This window comes from Plantactinospora sp. DSM 117369, assembly GCF_053764795.1.
The window spans coordinates 1,860,043-1,883,408 of record NZ_CM132446.1; the positions used below are offsets into that span (position 1 = coordinate 1,860,043).

At 72.9% G+C, this 23,366-nt stretch carries 20 protein-coding genes and 2 tRNA genes; 12 read left to right on the forward strand and 10 right to left on the reverse strand.

Annotation, left to right across the window (positions count from 1 at the left end):
- Positions 1–7: 7 nt before the first annotated feature.
- The 3 genes from ACSMXO_RS08310 (at position 8) to ACSMXO_RS08320 (ending at position 1,143) form a co-directional block, all read left to right on the forward strand.
- Positions 8–811, forward strand: a complete 804-nt coding sequence (locus tag ACSMXO_RS08310) for a fumarylacetoacetate hydrolase family protein (RefSeq protein WP_455417281.1) — start codon at positions 8–10, stop codon at positions 809–811.
- Positions 812–914: 103 nt separating this feature from the next.
- Positions 915–989 (forward strand) — tRNA-Gln (locus ACSMXO_RS08315).
- Positions 990–1,070: 81 nt separating this feature from the next.
- A tRNA-Glu gene (locus ACSMXO_RS08320) sits at positions 1,071–1,143 on the forward strand.
- An 829-nt stretch (positions 1,144–1,972) separates the two neighbouring features.
- On the opposite strand, the gene ACSMXO_RS08325 is transcribed toward ACSMXO_RS08320, so the two are convergent.
- Positions 1,973–2,659, reverse strand: a complete 687-nt coding sequence (locus ACSMXO_RS08325; protein ID WP_101370253.1) for an IclR family transcriptional regulator — start codon at positions 2,657–2,659, stop codon at positions 1,973–1,975.
- Positions 2,660–2,708: 49 nt separating this feature from the next.
- Here ACSMXO_RS08325 and leuC point away from each other — a divergent pair, with 49 nt between their 5' ends.
- From leuC to ACSMXO_RS08340, 3 genes are all read left to right on the forward strand, one after another.
- On the forward strand, positions 2,709–4,163 hold the full coding sequence (gene leuC / locus ACSMXO_RS08330) for a 3-isopropylmalate dehydratase large subunit (RefSeq protein ID WP_455417282.1): 1,455 nt from the start codon (positions 2,709–2,711) through the stop codon (positions 4,161–4,163).
- A 14-nt stretch (positions 4,164–4,177) separates the two neighbouring features.
- Positions 4,178–4,765, forward strand: a complete 588-nt coding sequence (gene leuD / locus ACSMXO_RS08335) for a 3-isopropylmalate dehydratase small subunit (RefSeq protein ID WP_318395435.1) — start codon at positions 4,178–4,180, stop codon at positions 4,763–4,765.
- A 174-nt stretch (positions 4,766–4,939) separates the two neighbouring features.
- Positions 4,940–5,530: an HU family DNA-binding protein gene (locus ACSMXO_RS08340; protein ID WP_455417283.1), complete on the forward strand. Its 591-nt coding sequence runs from the start codon at positions 4,940–4,942 to the stop codon at positions 5,528–5,530.
- 240 nt (positions 5,531–5,770) lie between these two features.
- On the opposite strand, the gene ACSMXO_RS08345 is transcribed toward ACSMXO_RS08340, so the two are convergent.
- The 5 genes from ACSMXO_RS08345 to cofC form a co-directional block, all read right to left on the reverse strand.
- Positions 5,771–6,739 carry an NUDIX domain-containing protein gene (locus ACSMXO_RS08345; RefSeq protein WP_455417284.1) on the reverse strand — a complete coding sequence of 323 codons (969 nt, stop codon included), beginning with the start codon at positions 6,737–6,739 and terminating at the stop codon, positions 5,771–5,773.
- On the reverse strand, positions 6,727–8,256 hold the full coding sequence (locus ACSMXO_RS08350) for a CYTH and CHAD domain-containing protein (protein ID WP_455417285.1): 1,530 nt from the start codon (positions 8,254–8,256) through the stop codon (positions 6,727–6,729). Before ACSMXO_RS08350 ends, ACSMXO_RS08345 begins: the two co-directional genes overlap by 13 nt.
- A 56-nt stretch (positions 8,257–8,312) precedes the next feature.
- Positions 8,313–10,544, reverse strand: a complete 2,232-nt coding sequence (locus ACSMXO_RS08355) for an RNA degradosome polyphosphate kinase (protein ID WP_455419196.1) — start codon at positions 10,542–10,544, stop codon at positions 8,313–8,315.
- Positions 10,545–11,071: 527 nt separating this feature from the next.
- Positions 11,072–11,269: a cold-shock protein gene (locus ACSMXO_RS08360; RefSeq protein ID WP_318395431.1), complete on the reverse strand. Its 198-nt coding sequence runs from the start codon at positions 11,267–11,269 to the stop codon at positions 11,072–11,074.
- Between the two features lie 90 nt (positions 11,270–11,359).
- Positions 11,360–12,004, reverse strand: a complete 645-nt coding sequence (gene cofC / locus ACSMXO_RS08365; RefSeq protein WP_455417286.1) for a 2-phospho-L-lactate guanylyltransferase — start codon at positions 12,002–12,004, stop codon at positions 11,360–11,362.
- A gap of 245 nt (positions 12,005–12,249) precedes the next feature.
- Between cofC and ACSMXO_RS08370 the strand changes: the two genes are divergently transcribed.
- From ACSMXO_RS08370 to ACSMXO_RS08390, 5 genes are all read left to right on the forward strand, one after another.
- Entirely contained in the window at positions 12,250–12,972 is a 723-nt protein-coding gene (locus tag ACSMXO_RS08370) for a lysophospholipid acyltransferase family protein (protein ID WP_455417287.1), read from the forward strand.
- A 111-nt stretch (positions 12,973–13,083) separates the two neighbouring features.
- Entirely contained in the window at positions 13,084–14,079 is a 996-nt protein-coding gene (locus ACSMXO_RS08375) for an NAD(P)H-dependent glycerol-3-phosphate dehydrogenase (protein ID WP_346256247.1), read from the forward strand.
- Positions 14,080–14,105: 26 nt separating this feature from the next.
- Positions 14,106–15,230 (forward strand): cystathionine gamma-lyase, encoded by a 1,125-nt coding sequence (locus ACSMXO_RS08380; protein ID WP_455417288.1) that lies wholly within the window; start codon positions 14,106–14,108, stop codon positions 15,228–15,230.
- A gap of 636 nt (positions 15,231–15,866) precedes the next feature.
- Positions 15,867–16,931 carry an ROK family protein gene (locus ACSMXO_RS08385; protein WP_455417289.1) on the forward strand — a complete coding sequence of 355 codons (1,065 nt, stop codon included), beginning with the start codon at positions 15,867–15,869 and terminating at the stop codon, positions 16,929–16,931.
- Between the two features lie 780 nt (positions 16,932–17,711).
- Positions 17,712–18,374 (forward strand): DUF998 domain-containing protein, encoded by a 663-nt coding sequence (locus ACSMXO_RS08390; protein WP_455417290.1) that lies wholly within the window; start codon positions 17,712–17,714, stop codon positions 18,372–18,374.
- 101 nt (positions 18,375–18,475) lie between these two features.
- On the opposite strand, the gene ACSMXO_RS08395 is transcribed toward ACSMXO_RS08390, so the two are convergent.
- The 4 genes from ACSMXO_RS08395 to ACSMXO_RS08410 form a co-directional block, all read right to left on the reverse strand.
- Positions 18,476–20,698, reverse strand: coding sequence for an MMPL family transporter (locus ACSMXO_RS08395; RefSeq protein WP_455417291.1), 2,223 nt, complete (start codon positions 20,696–20,698; stop codon positions 18,476–18,478).
- A 166-nt stretch (positions 20,699–20,864) separates the two neighbouring features.
- On the reverse strand, positions 20,865–21,455 hold the full coding sequence (locus ACSMXO_RS08400) for an HD domain-containing protein (RefSeq protein WP_455417292.1): 591 nt from the start codon (positions 21,453–21,455) through the stop codon (positions 20,865–20,867).
- Between the two features lie 139 nt (positions 21,456–21,594).
- On the reverse strand, positions 21,595–21,819 hold the full coding sequence (locus ACSMXO_RS08405; protein WP_346256254.1) for a DUF397 domain-containing protein: 225 nt from the start codon (positions 21,817–21,819) through the stop codon (positions 21,595–21,597).
- A gap of 1 nt (position 21,820) precedes the next feature.
- Complete coding sequence (locus tag ACSMXO_RS08410) at positions 21,821–22,666, reverse strand: helix-turn-helix domain-containing protein (protein ID WP_318395419.1); 846 nt, start codon at positions 22,664–22,666, stop codon at positions 21,821–21,823.
- A gap of 469 nt (positions 22,667–23,135) precedes the next feature.
- Here ACSMXO_RS08410 and ACSMXO_RS08415 point away from each other — a divergent pair, with 469 nt between their 5' ends.
- Entirely contained in the window at positions 23,136–23,357 is a 222-nt protein-coding gene (locus tag ACSMXO_RS08415; RefSeq protein WP_346256255.1) for a hypothetical protein, read from the forward strand.
- The last annotated feature ends 9 nt before the right edge of the window (positions 23,358–23,366 follow it).

Sequence of the window (23,366 nt, forward strand, 5' to 3'; positions counted from 1 at the left end):
TGGCGGCGTGCGTATCGCTCGTTTCGCTCATGCAAAGGGAATGTCGTTCGGCGTCGTCGAGGGTGACCCGGAGGCCGGTCCCGAGGGCCTGACCGTGGCCGAGATCGAGGGCCATCCGTTCGGCGAGATCCGGTTCACCACCGCCCGCTGGGCGCTGGCCGACGTCCGGCTGCTCTCGCCCATCCTGCCGAGCAAGGTGGTGTGTGTCGGACGCAACTACGCCGAGCACGCCGCCGAACTCGGCAACGACGTACCGGCCGAGCCGCTGCTCTTTCTCAAGCCGTCGACCTCGGTGATCGGTCCCCGGGACGCGATCCGGCTCCCGACCCAGTCCAAGCAGGTCGAGCACGAGGCCGAGCTGGCCGTGGTGATCGGGCCGCCCGGCGCGCGCCGGGCCGACCGGGCCGCCGCCGCCCAGGCCGTCTTCGGCTACACCTGCGCCAACGACGTGACCGCGCGGGACCTGCAACGCTCGGACGGGCAGTGGACCCGGGCCAAGGGCTTCGACTCGTTCTGCCCGCTCGGCCCGTGGATCTCCACCGGGATCGACGTCAGCGACGTCGAGGTCCGCTGCGAGGTGGGTCGGGGCGCGGACGAGATGGAGGTACGCCAGCTCGGCCGGACCAGGGACATGGTCTTCGACGTTCCGACCCTGGTGTCCTATATCTCGCACGTGATGACGCTGCTCCCGGGCGACGTGGTGCTGACCGGCACACCGGCGGGGGTTAGTCCGATCGTCGACGGGGATACCGTCACGGTCCGCGTCGGCGGCATCGGCGAGCTGTCGAACCCGGTGGTGACCCTCGACTGAGGTCCGGCGGGGGCGGCGCCGGTACGGCGTCGCCCGGTACCGACCCGATTTGGTCTGCACCACCGGGTCCGGTAAAGTTCGCTTTCGGTGCGACGAGCACCGATGGGGTATGGGGTAATTGGCAGCCCGACTGATTCTGGTTCAGTTAGTCTAGGTTCGAGTCCTGGTACCCCAGCCACCGAAACCCGAAAGGGTGCCGGTAGCTGGTCTCTGGTAGAGTTCAGCAGCGTTGATCGCAAGGTCAACAACGGGAAGTCCTGGCCCCGTCGTCTAGCGGCCTAGGACGCCGCCCTCTCAAGGCGGTAGCGCCGGTTCGAATCCGGTCGGGGCTACGACCGACGGCCCGCGTCACTCCGGTGGCGCGGGCCGTTTCCGTTCCGTACGCCACGTCCGCACGCCTCCCGGGAATGCGCGCCTTCCGCACGTCATCGACATGCCCTCGGCGTCGAGGATCTCCCCCGGCCGAGCGGGGCGTCAGCCAGTTCCCGATGTCGAGCATGGCACACCCGGCCCGACCTGGTACTCGAAACGAACCACTTGGCGTGCCGGTGCTCGGACCGGTACGGGCACGGATGCCGGTGTTCTCCGACGGCCGCCGGTCCCGCGCCCCGGTGGCCCGCGATCCAGCGCGCTCCGCGCCCGCCGCTCCGCCCCCGTTACCAACGCCCGACGCCCGCGAACTCCCGTGCCTCCTCGCCGGCCATGAATCGACATGCCCTCGGCAGTCGTCCTGGCGTCGGCGGCGAGGTCTCTCCTCAGCCGAGCTGGCCGACCGCCGCCGGGACTGTCGAGCTGGGTGCACGGAGGGGGCAGCCGAGTGGGTGCACGGACGAGACTGTCGAGCTGGGTGCACGGACGAGACTGTCGAGCTGGGTGCACGGACGGGACTGTCGAGCTGGGTGCACGGACGGGACTGTCGAGCTGGGTGCACGGACGGGGCAGCTCGACAGTCCGCCGGGCGGGAGTCCCGTCCGGCGTCGGCGTCGGGTTGCCGGCCGGGTGGGTGTCGGTCGGCTGGCGGCCTGCCGCGTGGAGGCGGCCCCGGGCAGAGTCCACTCCGGGCTTGAGTCCGCCTCGGGGTGAGTCCGCCTCGGGGTGAGTCGGCGGGCTGAGTCGGCCCCGCGCCGGTCATTCGCCGCCCGGCCGCCGGCAGGAGTCGGGTTACAGGCCGCTCAACCGTTGGCCGGCCCGGACCACGGCCATCGCGTGCCGGTCGCCGGGTCGCCGGCCGAGCCGCTCGATCGGCCCGGAGATGCTGATCGCGGCGATCACCCGCCCGGTCCGGTCCCGGATCGGCGACGAGACGCTCGCCACTCCGGCTTCGCGTTCGGCGACGCTCTGCGCCCAGCCCCGGCGGCGCACCTCGGCGAGGGTGCGGCCGGTGAACTTGCACCGGGGGAGCAGCGGCATGACCGCCTCCGGCGGTTCCCAAGCCAGCAGGATCTGTGCGGCGGAACCCGCGGTCATCGGCAGCACCGAGCCGACCGGCACCGTGTCGCGCAATCCGCTGGCCCGCTCGGCGGCGGCCACGCAGATCCGCTCGTCCGCCCGGCGCAGATAGAGCTGGGCGCTCTCGCCGGTCGCGTCCCGGAGCGCCGAGAGCAGCGGCTCGGCCGCGGTCAGCAGTACGTCGGGGGCGGCGTTCGCCAACTCGCCCAAACGCGGCCCTGGGCGCCAGCGTCCCTGGGTGTCCCGGACCAGCATCCGGTGGATCTCCAGGGCCTGGGCCAGGCGGTGGGCCGTGGCCCGGGGCAGCTTGGTGCGATCGACGAGTTCGGCCAGGCTGGCGCCGTCGACGCAGGCGGCCAGGATGACCACCGCCTTGTCGAGAACGCCGACACCGCTCATACTGTGTCCCACAAGCCGAAACCTACCTCCCAGAATTTAGGATGTCCAGATGGTGGGAGTCACTCCAGAGCCGTCCTCGCCCAGGACCTTGGCCGAGAAGGTCTGGGATGCTCACGTGGTGCGATCCGCTGACGGTGAGCCGGACCTGCTCTATATCGACCTGCACCTGCTGCACGAGGTGACCAGCCCGCAGGCCTTCGACGGGTTGCGGATGGCGAATCGTAAGGTGCGCCGGCCCGATCTCACGCTCGCGACCGAGGACCACAACACCCCGACCGGTTACGACGACCCGTCGTTCCGGTCCCGGCGCGGTGACCTGCTCACCATCGCCGACCCGACCTCGCGGACCCAGATCGAGACGCTGCGCCGCAACTGCGCCGAGTTCGGCCTCAAGTTGCATCCGCTCGGCGACGACAACCAGGGCATCGTGCACGTGATCGGGCCGCAGCTCGGGCTGACCCAGCCGGGCCTGACCATCGTGTGCGGCGACTCACACACGGCCACCCACGGGGCGTTCGGTGCGCTGGCCTTCGGGATCGGGACCAGTGAGGTCGAACACGTCCTGGCGACCCAGACCCTGCCGCAGATCCGCCCGAAGACCATGGCGGTGACCGTGATCGGCGAGCTGGCCCCCGGGGTCACCGCCAAGGACCTGGTGCTGGCGCTGATCGCCCAGGTCGGCACCGGCGGCGGTCGCGGTCACATCGTGGAGTACCGGGGCGAGGCGATCAGCAGGCTCTCCATGGAGGGCCGGATGACCATCGCCAACATGTCCATCGAGTGGGGCGCCAAGGCCGGGATGATCGCGCCGGACGAGACCACCTTCGCCTATCTGTTGGGGCGGCCGAACGCCCCGCAGGGCGCGGACTGGGACGCGGCGCTCGAGTACTGGCGGACCCTGCCGACCGACGAGGGCGCGACCTTCGACAGCGAGGTGGTGCTGGACGCCAGCCGGATCAGCCCGTTCGTCACCTGGGGCACCAACCCGGGTCAGGGCACCGCGCTGGACGCGGCCGTGCCGGACCCGGAGGACTTCGTCACCGACGCCGAGCAGACCGCCGCCCGGCGGGCCCTGGAATACATGGACCTCAAGCCCGGCACCCCGCTCCGGGACGTACCGGTGGACGTGGTCTTCGTCGGCTCCTGCACCAACGGCCGGCTGGAGGACCTCCGGGCCGCCGCCGACGTGCTGCGCGGACACCGGGTGGCCGACGGGGTGCGGATGCTCGTCGTACCCGGGTCGGCAGCGGTCCGCGAGGCGGCCGAGCAGGAGGGGCTGGACCAGGTCTTCACCGAGGCGGGTGCCGAGTGGCGGTTCGCCGGCTGCTCCATGTGCCTGGGCATGAACCCGGACACCCTCAAGCCGGGCCAGCGTTCGGCCTCGACCTCCAACCGTAACTTCGAGGGCCGGCAGGGCCGGGGTGGGCGTACCCACCTGGTCTCGCCACCGGTCGCCGCCGCCACTGCCGTGGTGGGCCGGCTGGCCGCCCCGGCCGACCTGTGAAGGGCTGACCTGACATGGACAAGTTCACCGTGCACACCGGTACGGCGGTCCCGCTGCGCCGGTCCAACGTGGATACCGATCAGATCATCCCCGCCGTGTACCTCAAGCGGGTGACCCGGACGGGCTTCGCCGACGGCCTCTTCAGCGCCTGGCGGGAGGATCCGGCATTCGTACTCAACGATTCCTCATATTCTGGGGCGTCGATTCTCGTGGCCGGCCCCGAGTTCGGCACGGGCTCCTCCCGCGAGCACGCCGTGTGGGCGCTGCGCGACTGGGGGTTCCGGTCCGTCATCGCCCCCCGCTTCGGGGACATCTTCCGGGGGAACGCCCTCAAGGAAGGGCTCCTTCCGGTCGAGCTTGAATTGAAGGCCGTCGAGGCGTTGTGGGAGTTGGTGGAGTCCGACCCGACGGTCCGGATCACCGTCGACCTGACCGCCCGGGAGGTCCGGGCCGGGGAGGACACCTGGTCCTTCCCGATGGACGACTTCAGCCGCTGGCGGCTGATGGAGGGCTTGGACGACATTGGACTGACCCTCCGGCATGAGGCGGACATCACCGCGTACGAGGGCCGGCGATCCCCCTTCCGGCCCGTGGTGGCATAGGCCGAACCGCCGACCGCACAGTCGTTTTCGCCCCCGCCGGTTCGCCCGGCGGGGGCGAATCCGTTGCGACACAATGGGTTTTTTCGAGCAGATGTTTGTGTCCCGGTGGCACAGGGCATACCGTGCGCGCAGAATGGCTCGCGTTGAGTCCAGTTGCACATTGGGAGGGAAGTCGTGAACAAGGCCGAGCTCATCGAGGCTCTCGCCGCTCGTCTGGGAGACCGGAAGACGGCGACGTCGGCGCTCGACGCGGTCCTCGCGGAGGTCCAGGCGGCGGTCACCAAGGGCGATCGGGTTGCCATCACCGGGTTCGGGGTGTTCGAAAAGCGCGTGCGCGGTGCTCGAACAGCCCGCAACCCTCGTACCGGTGAATCGGTGAAGGTGAAGAAGACATCGGTTCCGGCCTTCCGGCCGGGCGCCGGGTTCAAGGAGATGGTGGCTAGCGGCAAGGCCCCGAAGAACACCGTGGCGGCGAAGAAGGCCGGCGCGGCGGCGACGGCCAAGTCGACCACTGCCAAGAAGACGACGACCAAGAAGGCGGCACCCGCCAAGACGACCGCCACCAAGGCGGCGGCGAAGAAGACGGCTCCGGCGAAGAAGGCCACCGGCGTCAAGAAGGCCACCACGGCCAAGAAGACGACGGCGGCGAAGAAGACGACGGCGGCCAAGAGCACGTCCACCCGCGCCACGGCGACCAAGAAGGCCACCACGGCCAAGAAGGCTCCGGCCAAGAAGGCTCCGGCCAAGAAGGCCGCCAAGCGCTGATCCGGGTACCGTCAGGGCGCCTCCGGCTCGTCCGGGGGCGCCCTTTCACGTTGTCCGGCACGGAAAACCCGGACCGCGCGGTCTCGTCCCCCGATGTCGGCAGGGCGTTAACGCCGCTCAGTGGCCCCTGGGCGGCCTGAAAGCCCGAGCCGGACCTTCGGGGTACCCCTCGACCGACAGCCCCGGCAGGGCCGGGTAGGGCCGGGCAGGGATGTGCGAGCGGCGAACCGGGCGGGGCGGTCAGGGTGCGATGGCGGCGAGGCGGTCCGCGCCGTCTAGCCGGCTCAGCCCGACCAGCCGGTCGCCGCTGAAGGCGAGCAGCCAGCCGGTGCCCTTCCTGGTCCGGAAATCCTCCACCGACCGGGGAAGCGCGACCGGGCCGCTCGGGAGTACCGGGTCGGTCGGTGCGGCGGACGCGGCGGCCAGCCGGGCCAACGCCTGCGGGATCACCTTTCCCTGGCTACAGACCACCGCCGGTTCGCCGGCCCGGGCCAGTTCGAGCAGGGCTCCGGCGGCGGCCAGGGCGTTCTCCTCGCCGTCCTGCCCCGGCTTCGGCTCGTCGTACGCGGAATCCACCTCGATCGGCCGGTCGAGCAGTTCGGCCAGGGGCTGCAGCGTCTGTACGCAGCGCCGGGGCGCCGCCGAACGCAGGCGTACCGGGCGGAGCAGCGCGAGCAGTCCGGCCAGCTCCCGGGCCTGGGCCAGACCGGCGCCCTCCAGCGGGCGGGCGGTGTCCGGCCCGGACCAGGTGCCCCGCTTGCCCGCCGGGGCGTGCCGGACCAGCCCCAGCACCACGGTCACCGGTGGCAGGGCGGCGAAGTCCTCCAGCACCCGCACGTCGTGCGGGTAGCTGACCAGCCGGGTGGCCTCGTCCAGCGGCAGCCAGCGTACGGCGTCGACCTCGGTCTCCGGCTGGAAACCGCCGTCGCCGGCGGCCCGCATGGACCAGAACTCGACCGTCTTCGGCGCACCGTCGCGCATCCGGTAGTGCACCGGGGGCAGCCGCACCTCCGGCACCCCGCGTACGTCGGCCTCCTCGGCCACCTCGCGCACCGCGGCGGTCAGCGGATGTTCCCCCGGGTCCAGCTTTCCCTTCGGCAGCGACCAGTCGTCGTAGCGGGGGCGGTGCACCAGGCACACCCGCACACCGTCGTCGCAGTGGCGCCAGACCACGCCACCCGCCGCGCGGACCGGTGTCACCCCAGCCATGCCGTCCGGCGTCCCCGGCTCGCCCGGCGCCACGCCTCGGGGAAGGCCGCCCGGGCGGTACGGACGGCGGCCCGCTCCCGTTCCACCAACCGGCCGGCGGTGACCGCCACCGCATGGTCGGCCGGGTCCTGTGCCGCGATCGACAGCCAGGTCTCGGCGGCGACCGCCGCGTCCTGGTGCTCGCCGAGCACGTCCTGCACCTTCGCCAGCGCCCTGGCCAGCTTCGCCGCGTCGCCGCCGAGCACCCCGGCGACGGCGTCGACGGCGTACCGGGCCCGCTTGCCGTTGATCCGTACCGCGTGCCAGCGCTCGTCCGGGGCGGCCGGGTCGAGGTCGGCGGCGCCGTCGACCTCGTCGTCGCCGTCGGTCAGCCGGTGCCAGGGGCGGGCGACCAGTCGGGGCAGCACCTCGTCGGCGGGCCCGTCGGCCCGGGTGGTCAGTTGCGGCGTCCGGGTGGCGTCGACCAGCGCCTCGACCAGGGCGTGGTAGCGCGCCGAGCCCAGCGCCTCGTCGACGTCGGCCAGCGCCGTTTCGTGCCGGGCCACCAGCACCGCGTCCATCCGCTCCACCGCCGCCGGGTCGAGCGGGCTGAGCGGGTCGGCGGCGGCCGTCCGGGACAGCCGGGCCCGCAGCACCTCGGCGTCCCGGGCCTGCCCCAGCACCCCCGCCAGCCACTTCAGCTCGTCCCGCAGCGGCTTGGCCCACGCCGTGCGGACCAGCGGCCCGAACGTCCGCAGGTCGCTGCGGAGCCGTCGGCAGCCGACCCGCATCTGGTGTACGGCGGTGTCGTCGTCGCCGATCGGCGCCCGCAACCGGACCAGCGGATCGTGTGCGAGCAGCCGGCCGACGCTGCGGCGGACCGCCGCCGCCACCACGTCACCGGCGCTGGGCCGCTCGGGCAGCTCGCCCGGGGGCACCAGGTCGGGCGCCGCCTCGGCCGTCGCACCGAGTGCCCGGACGTGCTTCGGGGTGAAGTCACCGGTCCGGGCGCCGGCCGCGGTCAGCGCCGACCCCACCGCGTCGAGCAGGTCCCGTCCGCCGTCCTTGCGCTCCACCTCGATCTCGCGGAACGTCGACCGGACCTGCTTGCCGTCGCGCACCTGCACCGCGTCGTCGGCGAGTTCCGCCAGGGTCCGGTCGGCGCCGTCGCGCAGCTCGTACGCCCGCCGCACCGTGCGGACCACCGTCGCCGGCTTGAGTTCCGCGCCCCGGGAGTACGCGGTCACCAGCGCCACCAGGTCGGCCGGAACGCTCTTCGGCCGGCCCGTCCGGGAGATCTCGTGCCGTACGCCGGGACTGTCGGACGGGAGTTTGACCGTCCAGGGCAGCTCGTCACCCTTGCGGTGCCGTAGCGACACCCCGGCCCGGGCCAGCCGCAGGTCGGTGGTGTCGAGGTAGGTCGCGGTGAGCGTCACCGGGGGCAGTTCCACCACCCGTACGCCGTCCGGCAGGACCGCGGACAGGTCGGGCAGGGTGAACTCCGGGTCGACGTCGTACTTCCGCTCCTCCTCCAGCATCGGCCAAGCCTAGTCCGGAATGTCGGCTCCGCCGAGCGCCCGTCGCTCCCGGCGGCTCACTTGGCGGCTCCGGCGACCCGGCGCAGCTGCGCCTCCTGGAGGTTCACCAGCGGTGCCTCCAGGGTGCCCTTGCGTCGGGTCCAGCAGCCGTCCCCGGTCAGGTCGAACGCCTCCACCTGCGGGCTCATCGCGGCGGTCAGCAACTCGTCCAGCTCGGCCCGGGCGGTCGGGTCGGTCACCTGCACCAGCGCCTCCACCCGGCGGTCCAGGTTGCGGTGCATCAGGTCGGCGGAGCCGATCCAGAACTCGACACCGCCGTCCGACCCGCCAGCACCGCCGGTCGCGACGACCCCGCTGCCGAACCGGAACACCCGGGAGTGCTCGAGGAAGCGGCCGAGGATCGAGCGCACCCGGATGTTCTCCGACAGTCCCGGTACGCCCGGCCGCAGCGTGCACATCCCCCGGATCAGCAGGTCGACGTGCACCCCGGCCCGGGAGGCTCGGTAGAGCGCATCCACGATCGCCTCGTCGACCAGCGAGTTGACCTTGAACTGGACCAGGGCCGGCAGGCCCTGGTGGGCCCGGTCGATCTCGCCCTCGATCCGCTCGATCAGGCCGCGCCGGATGCCCTGCGGCGCCACCAGCAACCGCCGGTACGACGTCTGCCGGCTGTACCCGGTCAGCACGTTGAACAGGTCGGTCAGGTCGGCCCCGATCTCCGGGTCGGCGGTGAGCATGCCGAAGTCCTCGTAGAGCCGGGCGGTCTTCGGGTGGTAGTTGCCGGTGCCGATGTGGCAGTACCGGCGGATCTGATTGCCCTCCTGCCGGACCACCAGCGCGGTCTTGCAGTGCGTCTTGAGTCCGACCAGGCCGTAGACCACGTGGCAGCCGGCCCGCTCCAGCACCCGGGCCCAGCCGATGTTGGCCACCTCGTCGAACCGGGCCTTGATCTCCACCAGCACCACCACCTGCTTGCCGGCGGCGGCCGCGTCGATCAGCGCGTCGACGATCGGGGAGTCCCCGCTGGTGCGGTAGAGGGTCTGCTTGATGGCCAGCACGTTCGGGTCGGCGGCGGCCTGCTCGATGAACCGCTGCACGCTGGTCGAGAACGAGTGGTAGGGATGGTGCACCAGGATGTCGCCGTCGCGCAGGGTGGCGAAGACGCTCCGCGGCACCTCACCCTCGGCGAGCCGCGGATGGGTGGCCGGCACGAACGGCGGGTCCTTCAGCTCGGGCCGGTTGGACTCGTTGTAGACCTGCCAGAGCGCGGTCAGGTCGAGCAGCCCCGGCACCCGCAGCACGTCCTGGCTGTCCATGTCGAGTTCCCGGACCAGCAGGTCGAGTACGTGGTCGGAGACGGAGGCGGCCACCTCCAGGCGTACCGGCGGGCCGAAGCGGCGCCGGGCGAGTTCCCGTTCCAGGGCTTGCAGCAGGTCCTCGTCCCGGTCTTCGTCGACCTCCACCTCGGCGTTGCGGGTGACCCGGAACAGGTGGCACTCCACCACCTGCATGCCGGAGAAGAGCTGGTCGAGGTGGGCCGCGATCAGGTCCTCCACCGGTAGGAACCGGTAGCCGGGCGCGTCCCGTTCGACCCGGACGAACCGGGGTACGTTGTTCGGCACCTTCACCCGGGCGAAGAGTTCGGATCCGTGGTCGGAGTCGCGCACCACCACCGCCAGGTTGAGCGACCGGCTGGAGATGTACGGGAACGGGTGCGCCGGGTCGACGGCGAGCGGGGTGAGCACCGGGAAGATCTGCTCCCGGAAGTACGCCCGCAGCCGCTGCCGCTCCGGCACGGGCAACTCGTCCCAGTGCAGCAGCGCGATGTTCTCGGTGGCCAGCTTCGGCATCACCTCGTCGACGAAGCACGCCGCGTGCCGGGCGACCAGGTCGGCAGCGCGTTCGGAGACCAGTTCGAGCTGGGTGGTCAGCGGCATCTGGTCGCCGCCCCGGACCGGCAGCCCGGCCTGCAACCGCCGCTTCAGCCCGGCGACCCGGACCATGTAGAACTCGTCCAGGTTGTTGGCGAAGATGGCGAGGAACTTGGCCCGCTCCAGCAGCGGGGTGTCCGGGTCCTCGGCCAGGGTCAGCACCCGGGAGTTGAAATCCAGCCAGGACAGCTCCCGGTTGAGGAACCGGTCCGACGGCAGCGGCGCGGCCGGTTCCCCGACCGGCTCGGCGGACGGCTCGGTCGCCTCGGCCCGGGCGGCCAGGGCGCTCTCTGGGACGGCGCTGCCCGGGCCGGTCGCCGGTGCCCCGCGCCGGCCGTGCGCCGGGTTGTCGGCCAGGCCGGTCGCCGGGCTCCGGTCCGGCCCGCCGGCCGCGGCGCGCGCCGAGTCGGCCGCCTGGTCCAGCGCCGCCGACCGGTCCGGCTCGGCGACGGTGTCCGGCTCGACGGTGCCGTCCGGCTCGCCTGCCGGCTCCCGGTCGGTGTGCCCCTCCGGCCGGTCACCGGCACCGGCCGGCCGCTCACCACCGCCGGCCCGGCCGCCCCGTGGGGTACGGGTGGTGCCCGGCGGCTGGTCTCCGCCCGTCCGGCCACCCCGGGGAGTACGGGGTGTGCGGGTGGAACCGGCCCCGGGTAGGGGTGCCGGGGCGGGACGGGACGGGCTCGCCTGCCGGGATTCGTCCGTCCCGTCCGGTGCCGGCTCCGGCGTCGGCCGTTCGCTGGCGCCGGACCGCGACTGGCGCTGGGAGCGTTCGGTGGCGCCGGACCGCGACTGGCGCTGGGAGAGGGGGCGTCGGGACGGCGGGGTGCTCACCACCCCATCATTCCCCGGCGGCGGTTAACGGAAAATGAACTTGACCGAGCGGATCAGGGGAAGGTCGGCAGCGTGACCCGGACCAGCGTGCCGGCGTCGTCGTGCTCCAGCCGGACCCGCTGACCCAACCGGAGCAGGCGCAGGCCGGAGGCGTCGAACGCGGTCGCCGGGAAGGTGACCCGGGAGCCGTCGTCGAGCAGCAGCGTGCCGGTCCTGGTCTGCGGGTCGTAGTCGGCCACCGTGCCCTGCATGCACAGCACCGTACACCGGTCCGCCGGGCGGCGGGTCGGCCGGCTGCGGCGGCGGCACCGGCAGCGGTCTGCCGCCGGTCGGGTCGTGATTCAGCGCTCGGCGCCGGCCGGTGCCGCCCGCCGGGTCAGCGCGGCGGTGTGCCGGCCGAGCCCGAGCGCCGCCGCGGCCCGCAGGTCCGCCGGGGTGTCGACGTCGCGGCGCAGCGTCGGCCAGGCGCCGGTGAGTGGGCGGGCGCCGGAGGCCGCGTGCGCCGCCGCCGAGTGCGGGCCGAACCGGGGGGCCAGGGCCGCGCCGGGGGCGGCGGTGAGCAGTACGGTGCCGGTGCCGGGGGCGTCCGCGACGAACCGGCGTACCCCGGACGAACCACCGGCGGCCCGCAGCGCCTCGGCCAGCTCGGCCGGGCGCAGTGCCGGCAGGTCGGCGGTGAGTGCCGCCACCGGGCCGCCGGAGGCCGCCGCCGCGCCCCGGACGAACGCGGGATTCAGCCCGGCGGTCGGCGGCTCCGGCACGATCCGGGCGCCGAGCCGGCCCAGGGTCGCGGTGGCCGCCGGGTCGTCGGTCACCACCAGCAGTTCCCGGACGGCCGGACAGCCGAGTACGGCTTCGGCGGTGTCCTCGGCCAGGGCCAGGGCGAGCAGTTCGTGCGGTACGCCGTCGAGCGCGCCGCGCAGCCGGCTCTTCGCCGACCCGAGGCGCTTGACCGGCACCACCACGGTCCAGCTCCGCTCTGCCACGCGACAATCCTGCCAGCTCGCCGGCGGCCGCCCGGGTGTGGCGTACCCGGCTCCCGGGATACCCCTGGCTGGCCGTACCCGGGACGGGCAGGCATGATTTCGCTGCGGGCGGTGGCACCCCGGGCCCGGGTCGGTGGCAGGCCGGACGGGGTGGGCACAGGCGGTGTCACCTCGCCACCCGAGCCAGGACGCCCGGGTGGCGCCCCGGCCGGGCCGCGCCATAGTGGGGACGACGAGGAGGCACAGTGACACGGCGCAGGCTGGGATTCTGGCGACGGTTCGCCGTCTCGGTGGTCAAGCCGGTGCTGACCGTCTGGACGCGGCGTGACTGGCGCGGCATGGAGCATGTCCCGTCGTCCGGTGGCGTGATCATCGTGCCGAACCACCTCTCCCACTTCGACCCGCTGGTCTCGGCGCACTTCATCTACGACTCCGGCCGCTGGCCCAGCTATCTGGGCAAGGCGAGCATCTTCAAGGTGCCGGTGCTCGGCAAAATCCTGCTGAAGTGCCAGCAGATCCCGGTGGAGCGCGGCACCGTCGACGCGGCCAGGTCACTGGAGGCGCTGGACCGGGCGATCCGCTCCGGTGCCGCCGTCGTGATCTACCCGGAGGGCACCACCACCCGGGAGCCCGAGCTGTGGCCGATGCGCGGCAAGACCGGCGCCGCCCGGCTCGCCCTGGCCACCGGTGCCCCGGTGGTGCCGGTGGTGATGTGGGGACCACAGCGGATCTTCGACCCACGGACGAAGAAGGTCAGCCTCCGGCCGCGTACCCCGGTGACGGTGGTCGCCGGTCCGCCGGTGGACCTGAGCCGGTGGGCCGGTGCGGCACCGAGCAAGGCCGTACTGGACGAGATGACCGATGCCATCATGCTGCGGCTGCGCGACATGCTCGCCGAGATCCGGGGCGGGACGCCCCCGCCGCTCTGGTCGGCGCAGGCGAACCGCCGCACCGAGGATCGGGCATGAGCGAGCGTAGCGAGCGAATCAGTCAGCTCAGTGTGATTGAGCCTCATGACGGCACGGAGCGCAGCGGAGTGCCGGCATGAGCGAGCGTAGCGAGCGAAGCGGAGTGTCGGCATGAGCCACGTCGCCGTGCTCGGCGCCGGCTCCTGGGGTACGGCCTTCGCGAAGGTGCTCGCCGACGCCGGCCGGGACGTGCTGCTCTGGGCCCGCCGCCCGGCGGTGGCCGAGGCGATCCGCACCACCCGGACCAACCCCGACTACCTGCCCCGGCTGCGGCTGCCGGTGGCGGTACGCGGCACCGCCGAGGCCGCCGAGGCGATCACCGGCGCCGACCTGGTGGTGCTGGCGGTACCGGCGCAGACGCTGCGCGGCAACCTGGCCGAGTGGGCCCGGCACCTGGAACCCGACTCGACGCTGGTCTCCCTGATGAAGGGGATCGAACTGGGCACCACCAAGCGGATGAGCGAGGTGATCGTGGAGACCGCCGGGGTGGCCGCGGACCGGGTCGTCGTGGTCTCCGGCCCCAACCTGGCCGCCGAGATCGCCGCCGAGCAACCCGCCGCGACCGTGGTGGCCTGCACCGACACCGACCGGGCGAACCTGGTGCAGGCGTCGGTCAGCACGCCGTACCTCCGGCCGTACACCAACGACGACGTGATCGGCTGCGAGCTGGGCGGGGCGGTCAAGAACGTGATCGCGCTGGCGTACGGCATGATCGCCGCGATGGGGCTCGGCGACAACACCCGGGCGAGTCTGATCACCCGGGGGCTGGCCGAGACGGCCCGGCTCGGGGTGGCGCTCGGCGCCGACCCGCTCACCTTCGCCGGCCTGGCCGGCCTCGGTGACCTGGTCGCCACCTGTTCGTCGCCGCTGTCCCGGAACCGGACCTTCGGCGAGCACCTCGGCCGGGGCGAGACCCTGGAGCAGGCGCAGGCCGCGACCCGGCAGACCGCCGAAGGGGTGAAGAGCTGCCTGGCGATCCGGGACCTGTCCCGGGCGCACGGGGTGGAGATGCCGATCACCGAGCAGGTCGAGCGGGTCTGCCACGAGGGCGCCGACCCGCACACCGCGATGGCCGTGCTGATGAGCCGCAAGCCGAGGCCCGAGTGACCGGCGTCGATCCACGGAAGGACAGCATGCCCGACCAGTCGAACTACGGTGACGGCACCCGGAGCGTGCACGCCGGTCTGCCGGAGCCGGTGCCCGGGCAGCCGTTCCTGCCCGGGCCGGTCTTCGCCGCCCCCTACCACCTGGACCCGGCGATCGGCCCGGAGGCGACCCCGAACGGGTACGGCCGGCCGGACAACCCGACCCGGCGCGGACTGGAGGCGGCCATCGGTGAGCTGGAAGGTGGGGACTGCCTCGCCTTCGCCAGCGGACAGGCCGCGATCACGGCGGTGCTGCTCTCGGTGCTCCGGCCCGGTGACACCGTGCTGCTCCCCGCCGACGGGTACTTCCCGGTGCGGGCGTTCGCCGCCGAGACGCTGCGCGGGATCGGGGTACGGGTCGACTTCGTGCCGACCGCCGGCCCGTACCCGGCGTTCGACGGCGTACGGCTGGTGCTGGTCGAGACACCGGCCAACCCGGGCCTGGACGTCTGCGACATCGCCGAGCTGGCCGCCCGGGCGCACGCCGCCGGTGCGCTGCTCGCGGTCGACAACACCACCGCGACACCGCTCGGCCAGCGACCGCTGGACCTGGGTGCCGACCTGGTGGTCGCGTCCGGCACCAAGGCGTTGACCGGGCACTCGGACCTGCTGCTCGGTTACGTGGCCAGCCGGACCGCCGGGCTGCTGGAGACGATCCGGGGCTGGCGGGCCACCACCGGCTCGATCCCGGGCGCCTTCGACGCGTGGCTGGCGCACCGGTCACTGGCCACGCTGGACCTGCGGCTGGCCCGGCAGAGCGCCAACGCGGCGGCGGTGGCGGCGACGCTGCGGGCCCGCTCCGACGTCTCCGGCGTACGCTGGCCGGGGCTCGCCGACGACCCGGCGTACCCGATCGCCAGCCGGCAGCTCCGGCGGGTGCCCGGGATCGTCGCGTTCGACCTCGGCGACGCCGACCGGGTGACGCGGTTCCTGACCGCCAGCCGGCTGGTCTTCGCGGCGACCTCCTTCGGCGGGCTGCACACCAGCGCCGACCGGCGGGCCCAGTGGGGCGACGACGTCTCCGCCGGATTCGTGCGGCTCTCCTGCGGGGTCGAGGACGCCGCCGACCTGGTCGCCGACCTGACCACCGCGCTCGACGCGGCCGGCGGGTAGCACCTCGGCCTCCGAGGCGGGTAGCGGGCACGGCGCGGCCACTCCGACCCCGATCCCCGTCCCTGCACCCAGCCCAACCCCGACCCGTCCACCCGACGAGCAACCCCCACGCCCGCCAGACCAACTCCACCCGGCCGACTGTCGAGCTGCCCCGTCCCTGCACCCGACCCAACCCCGACCCGACCAGCAACCCCCACGCCCGCCGCCGGAGGGACCTCGCCCCACGGACTGTCAGGGCGCCCCGTCTGTGCACCCAGCTCGACAGTCTCCGCAGCAGGGTCATGTCCGGCGGCGAGGCATGGCGGCTCCGGGTGTTGAGCGCTGGACGGAGAGGCGGATCGGCGTCCGCGAATCCGACCGCCGGATCCCCGGGCGGTCCGGCGGCGCCTGGCCCGGTACCGGGCGGTGCCGGGACCGCGCTCTCCTGCGCGCATCTGGTGGACCGGATCGACGCGCCGTCGAGGGCTGGACGACGCCCCTTCCGGCGACCGGTGCTCCGGAATCCGGGGCCGGTCGCGACGTTTCGGTGGGCGGCAGGGGGTGCGGGAGTGGCCCGGGTACGGCAGGGTATGAACATCGGGCGGCTGCCGACGCCGGGATCGGGTCCGGGCCGGCCGGCGTACCGGGAGGCACACCATGACGAACTCGGAAATACCGGTCGTGGTCGGGCTCGACAACGGCGGTAACAGCAACAACGCCACCGTGCTGGACGCGACCGGCCGGTTCCTGGTCGACCAGTTGGTCGAGAGCCCGTGCCAGGTGCTGGAGGGTCCGGAGGCGGCGGTCGAGGCGCTGGCGGGGGCGATGGCACAGGTGCTGGCGCGTACCGGCACCCGGCCGGAGCAGGTCCGGGCCGTCGGGCTGGACACCCCGGGGCCGGCCAGCGCCACCGGGGTGATCTCGTCGAAGGGCTCGACGAACTTCTCCCAGCCGGCCTGGCGCGGCTACGACATCCGGGGCGCCCTCGAACGCCGGCTCGGCCTGCCGGTGGTCTACCACAACGACGGCAACGCGGCCGCGCTCTACGCCCACCACTCCTTCTTCGGCGCCGACGCGCCGCAGCGGTCGTCGGTCTCCGCCATCGTGGGCACCGGACTCGGCGGTGGCGTGGTGGTGTGCGGGCAGGTGGTGACCGGTACCGCCGGGATGGCCGGCGAGCTCGGGCACGTGCACATCCCGATGTTCGGCCTGCTCGCCGAGGGGCAGCCGGTGCCGGTCTGCAACTGCGGGTTCGTCGGGGACGTGGAGAGCGTCGCCTCGCTGACCGGCATCCGGCGCAACCTGCTGCCGTACTGGCTGGGCCGGTACGCCGGGCACCCGCTCGGCGATCTCGACCCGGTGAGTGCCGCCAAGCAGGTCCGGTCGTACGGGGTGGACGGCGACCCGATGGCGCTGCGGATCTTCGAGCAGCAGGCGATGGCCCTGGGCCGGCTCTTCACCATCGTCGCCAACTTCACCGACCCGGACGGGTACTTCGTCGGTGGTGGCGTGGTCGAGGCGGCGCCGGAGTTCCGGGACTGGTTCCTGGCCACCGTCCGGGAACACACCACGCTCCGGACCGAGCAGGCCGAGCGGGCCCGGTTCGCGCTGGTCCCGGATCTCGACATGGCCGGGGCCCGGGGCGCCGCCATCGCCGCGCTGAAGCTGCTGGACGGTGCGGCCAGCCCGGCCGTCCGAGGGCAGGATCAGCCGGCCAACTGAGACTTCGGCCGGGCGTCAGCCGTGCGACTTCGCCAGGTTGACGAACGCCCGCCACGCAGCCGGCGCCCCCGGAGGTGACGCGGAACGCCCCGCCTCCGTCGCCCCGGCCCAGGGCGACGAATCGCAGGGCAGACCCGGCATGGAACGGGAACACCGGCCACCACGTAGGCGGGTCCGGTCGGCTGTCGCGCCTACCGGGGCGCCCGGGCCGAAGCCGATCAGTGATGGGCGTCGTCGTGCTGCGGGACCTGACGAAGCTGACCGACCCGAACCGTCCGCACTCGCCCCGCCGCCCATTGTGGACGTGCCGCCAGTGCGGCTCCCCCTGGCCGTGCCTGTTGAGCAAATGGTCGCTGCTGGTGGAGTTCCGGCAGGAGCCGCTGTCGCTGTTCGGGTACCTCGGGGCGGCCCTGTTCGAGGCGGCCGGGGACCTGTTCCGACTGAGCCCGAACCCCGGGGCCGTACCCGGCCGAACTGCACCGCCGGTTTCTCGGCTGGGTGCCGACGGAAAGGATGATCAGGCGGGCGCTCGCGCAACGGGTGGCCGGTCTCCCGGCGCACCCGGCCGCCTCGTCCCCTCCGGCGGTCTCGGCGCAGCGACAGGCATACGGCGGCCCGGGGCGCGGCGGAAGCGGGCCGGGATGCCCGTGTCGATGGTGCTGGGGGGAGTGCCGGCGGTAGGGGAAACCCGACCCTGACCTGCTCAGGGTCGCGGAACCCGGGGATCGGTCCGGGATCACGCCGGATTCGCCGACGCGGCGGCGCGACGACGCTGGTCACATGATGTCCGGATCCCTACCGCAGCAGTGGACCGCTCGACCGCTGACCCTGGTCGCGGCGCTCGGCATGTGCCTGACGGCGACCCTGGGCGTCGCGGCGCACCTCGCCCCCGACCCCGGGATGAGCCCGCTGTCGCTCACCATCAGCGACTACGCGGTGTCGAACAACGGCTGGCCGATGAACGTCGCGATCCTGATCCTCGGGATCACCTCGCTGGCCGTGCCACTGGCGTTGCGGGCCGCCCGGGTCAGGGTGGGACGCCTCGCCGAGGCGCTGCTGCTGGTCTGGTGCCTGGGGCTGATCGCCTCGGCGCTGATCCCGACCGACCCGATCGGGGTGGTCGAACTGAGTACCCAGGGCTACGTGCACAGGTACGTCTCGGTCGCCGCCTTCGTCGCCCTGCCGGTCGCGACGCTGCTGGCCATCCGCCGGCTCGCCGCCGACGCCCGCTGGCGGGATGCCGTACGCCGGTTGCGGGCGCTGGCGGTGACCAGCGTGCTCGCGCTGCTCGCGCTCTACTACGTCGCGTTTCCCGGTGGTCGGGTGATGATGGGCCTGGTCGAACGGATCCTGGTGCTGGTCGAGTTGGCGCTGCTCGCGGTGTTGGTGGCCCGGCTACATCGGGTCGCCGGCAACCCGTCCCGGGCGGTCCCGGCCCGCTAGCAGCCCGCGTCGGAGTCCCGCAAGCATCGGTCCGAGCCGCTCGCGCCAGTCGTCGAGCTTCGCTTCGGTCACGTCCGGCATCCAGATCACCGTAGCCGGGATCAGCGTCGCGGTCCCAGCACCGTCAGCTCCATCGTCGGTGCCTCCGCCGGGTCGACCGGCGACCGCCGGTTCCCCCGCAGCCAGCGCGGCGCCCACCAGTTCACCTCGTCGAGCAGCCGCATCAGGGCGGGGAGCACGAGTCCGCGGATCACGGTGGCGTCGATCAGGATCGCGGCGGCGAGGCCGACCCCGAGCTGCTTGTACTCCAGGATCGACAGGGTCGCGAAGACCGCGAAGACCGCCACCATGATGATCGCGGCGCTGCTCACCACACCGGCGGACGAGACGATCCCGCGTTCGATCGCGACCCGGGTCGGCACGCCGTGCAGCACCGCCTCGCGGATCCGGCTGACCACGAAGACGTGGTAGTCCATGGAGAGCCCGAAGAGGATGACGAAGAGCATCAACGGCAGCCAGGAGACGACCGCGCCGTTGCTCTGGAAACCGAGCAGGTCCTCCGCCCAGGAGTGCTGGAACACCAGCACCAGCAGCCCGTACGAGGCGGCGACGGAGAGGGCGTTGAGCAGGATCGAGGTCAACGCCACGGGTACGGACCGGAAGCTGCCGAGCATGACCAGGAAGGTGACGGCGATGACGAAGCCGAGCACCGACGGCAGCGAGTCCGACATCTGGTCCAGGAAGTCCTGGCTGCTGGCGGTACGGCCGGCGACCGCGTAGTCGGTGGCCGGCACCCGGCCGACGGTGGCCGGCAACAGCTCGGCCCGGAGCCGGCGCAGCGTCTGGACCGCCTCGTCGCTGCCGGCCGGACCGGCGACGTACACCGAGACGAGCCGGACCAGGCCGTCGGCGGAGCGCCGTACCGTGGGCTCCCGGTCGTGGGCGAAGCCGGCCGCGTCGCGCAGCCGGATCCCGAGTTCGGTCAGCGCCCGGTCCAGCTCGGCGCCGTGCCCGGCCCCGGTGCGGATCGCGACGGTGTGGCTGGTGCCGAGATCGTTGCTGGGGAACGCCGCCGCCAGCCGGTCGTAACCGCGCAGGATCGGGATGGAGCGCGGCAGGTCCGCCGAGGTCGGCCGGGCGAGCCGCATGTCGAGGGCCGGGGCCGCGAGGGCGAGCAACGCGAGTACGGCGACCAGCAGCGTCGGCGCCGGCCAGCGCAGCGCCGGCCGGAGTACCACCGACCAGAACCGGTTCCGGCCGGCCCGCTCGATCCGGCGGCCGAGGAACGGCACCCGGGGCCGGTCCACCCACCGCCCCAGCGTGACGAGTACCGCCGGCAGCACGGTCAGCGAGCCGAGCATCGCGACCCCGACCACCAGGATCGAGCCGGTCGCCATCGAACTGAAGGTGTTCTCGCCGACCAGGTAGAGCCCGGCCATCGCCACCATCACCGCCAGCCCGGAGACGAGTACCGCGTGCCCGGAGGTGGCGGCGGCGATCTCGACCGCGCTGCGGTGGTCCCGGCCCCGGGACCGCTCCTCGCGCTCCCGCCGCAGGTAGAACAGGGAATAGTCGACCCCGACCGCCATCCCGATCAGCAGGATGACGCTGTTCACCAGTTCTCCGGCGGGGAAGACGTGCGACGCGAACGCGGCCAGCCCGAACGCGGCGGCCACCGCCGACAGCGCCAGCAGCACCGGTACGCCCGCCGCGATCAGCGCGCCGAAGCTGACCACCAGGATGCCCAGGGCCACCGGCACGCTGATCAGTTCGGCCCGCCGGAAGTCCGCGCCCAGCGTCTCGGTCAGGGCCTTGCCGAGCGAGGCGCTGCCGATCTGCTCGATCCGCAGGTCCGGAAATTCCCGCTGGACCTCGGCGGTACTGGCCAGCAGTGCCGGTACCTGCCGTTCGGCGGCGTCGGCCGTACCGTCCGGCGTGCCGGCGAGCACCACCTCGACCAGCAGCGCGGTGCCGTCCGGCGCGGGCAGCGGCGGCCGCACCTCCGCGACCTCCGGCAGGGTACGCATCCGGGTGCCGACCTCGGCCGCCGCCGCCTCGGCCCGGTCCCGGTCGAGCGCACCGGTCACGGGCGTGATCAGGACGTTCTCCGTCACCGGCGGCACGGCGAACCGGCCGGACCGCTCGATCCGGTCGGCCCGGGCCAGTTCGCCGTGCAGGCTGTTCGCCCCGGTCGCCGGCACGGTGCCGACGGCCGAGCCGCCGATGACACAGGCGGCGACGAAGAGCAGCCAGCCGAGGATGGCGAGTCGGGGGCGGGTGGCGCTCCACCGGCCGATCCGCACGGTCAGGGGAATACGTTTCACAGGTCGGAGTCCTCAACGCTGTCGGATGATCCAGGACCCGTCTCGGGTCCGTTCCGACGTTAGAAATCCGCCCGGACGTCCACCATGAGGTGCGGCATCCGTCCCGGGGCGTTCGGCCGCAATCGGCGTACTGCGGCAGACCACACCCCGCCGGCCGGTGCGCAGGTCAGTCGACGGGATAGCGGGACTGGAAGTCGAGACGCGCGTCGGCGTCCTCGGCGATCCCGGTCAGTACGTCGTCGAGGGCCAGGAACGCGGCCCAGCGCTGCTGCCCGCCGGCCGCCGCCAGCCGGTCCACGATCCGGGTTTCGAGGTCGGCTTCGCGTCGGCCCTTCCAGACCTTGTCGGCGAGGCTGACCAGCAACTCCTCGATCGTCGCCTCCGGGGAGTCCCAGCGGGCGTGGCTGGCGGCGAACCGGGCCAGGGCCGGCGGGACGCCGTACCCGATCAGGAGCTCGCGGCCGGCGGGCTCGTGCCGCGAGCCGGGCCCGGAGAGCTCCTCGGGATGGCGGGTCTTGCCGATGTCGTGGGTGGCCGCGCCGAAGAGCACCGCCCGGTGGTCGACGGTGAGTTCGGGACAGTGCTGGCCGAGCCAGTCGAGCAACTGGGCCGCGACGTCGTGCACCGCGCGCAGGTGTGCGGCCAGCCGGGCCGGGGCGTTCGACCTGAGCAGCAGCTCGGCGGCCTCCGGCGGGAGCGGTCGCAGCGGCGGCGTGCCGGGGTCGGTGAGGGCGCGGTGCAGCGCGGTGGCGGTCACGCCGATCAAGGGTAGCCACCGCCACGCCCCCTGACCGCCGACCCGGACCGGCGGAACAGGGGGCGTGGGGCACCGGAGCTGGGCGGGCCGAGCCTTGCCGGGGGGACGCAGCTCGGTGACCGCCGACCTCCCCCGGAGGTCAGGGGAGAACGGGGGAGGTGGGCAGCGCGGTGGTGAATGCGGTCCAGGCGGCCGGTGCGAAGACCAGCACCGGGCCGGTGGTGTCCTTGGAGTCGCGTACGGCCACGACGTCGTCGGCGGCCCCGGCGAGCAGGGCGAACTCGACGCAGGCGCCCTGGTCTCCGCTGTGGCTGCTCTTGCGCCAGGGTGCCCGGCCGAGCAGGTCGGTCGTCTCCGGTGACATGTCACAGTCCTTTCAGGAGGCGGTTGATGTTGTCGCGGCTTTCCGCGGGACTCAGCGCGACGGCCCGCAGGTGTTCCATGATCTTCGTGCAGGTGCGCAGCTCGTCCGGCCGGTCGAGGATCAGTTGTCCGGCGACGGTCTCCACCGAGGCGAGGATCGGATCCTCCGGGTCGGCGAACTCGAGGATGTGCAGCGAACCACGGGTACCGCGGTGGTAGCCCGCCTTGAGCGGGATGACCTGGACGGTCACGTTCGGCAGCTCGGACATCTTGAGCAGGCTCTTCAGCTGCGCCGCCATCACGGCCTCCCCGCCGACCGGCCGAAGCAGGGCGCCCTCGTCGACGATGGCGTCGTAGATCGGCGGGTCGGGCTCCTTCAGCCGCTCCTGGCGGCCGATCCGGATCTGCACCCGTTGCTCCACCTCCTCGTCGCCGAGGGTGTGCGGGCCGCCGCGCATGATCGCCCGGATGTACTCCGTGGTCTGGAGCAGGCCCGGCACGACCGAGGGCTCGAAGTTCGCGATCGCGGTGGCCTCGGCCTCGACCGCGATGAAGTCGATCGTGCGGCGGTCCAGGATGTACGAGTAGGGAACCCACCAACCCTGCTTCCGGGCCTCCTTGGCGAGCGCCACCATGTCCTCCAGTTCGCTCTCCGGCCGCTTGTAGAGGGTGAGCAGCGCGCGTACCGAGGCCGGGCTGACCATCGTCTGCGCGTTCTCGTACCGGGAGAGCGTGCTGCGAGTGCTGTTGATCTCGTCAGCGGCCTGTTCGAGGGTGAGCCCGGCCGCCTCGCGGGCATGGCGCAGCGCGATGCCGAGGCGGCGGGCACGGAACGACTTCGGAGCCATGCATCGATCCTGTCACATGGAACCGGGAATGCGTGCATGAGAGAAGCTACGTGAGAGTTGCATTCACGCGTTCACAACTGGCAATCTGTCATCACGTCCTCACCGCCGGTGGTCGTGTCGACGGTGGCTGTGGGTGACCGAAGGGGAATGAGGCGCACGGCGATCGGACCTTCCCGTACCCGATCGCCGTGTCCCTCCCGCCAGCAAGCGGACCTGGAGGTGACAGATGACCGCGACCCCGTGCTGGCCTCGGGTTTCCCGATGCCGCTGGTGCGCGCGACCCGTGTTGCGGGACAACGAGGGCGCGTGGATCCACGCCGACCTGGCCTACGTGTGCCGGGACCGGTGGGGTGGGCTGGCCGGCACGACGGCCGAGCCGGAGGCGGCTCGCCGTGGCCTCTGACCGGCACGGACTTCGGAGTGATCGCGGGCGGGGAAGCTACCCGCGGTGGTGGCCGGGGCGGTCACGGTGACCCGGTACCTCGTGGTGCTCACCGACGTGCGGCCGCTGACCAAGGAGGGCCGGGACGAGCGGATCGAGCCCGAGCGGCGCCGCCAGGTCGTCGGCGCCACCAGCCGGGAGGCCGCCGACCGGATCGCCACCGCCTTCGCGGCGCTCGGCATGGTGCGGGCGGGACGACAGCGGGTCAAGGTACTCGCGGTCGGCCGACGGCGATCCCTGGCCGGCTGAGCCGCCGAC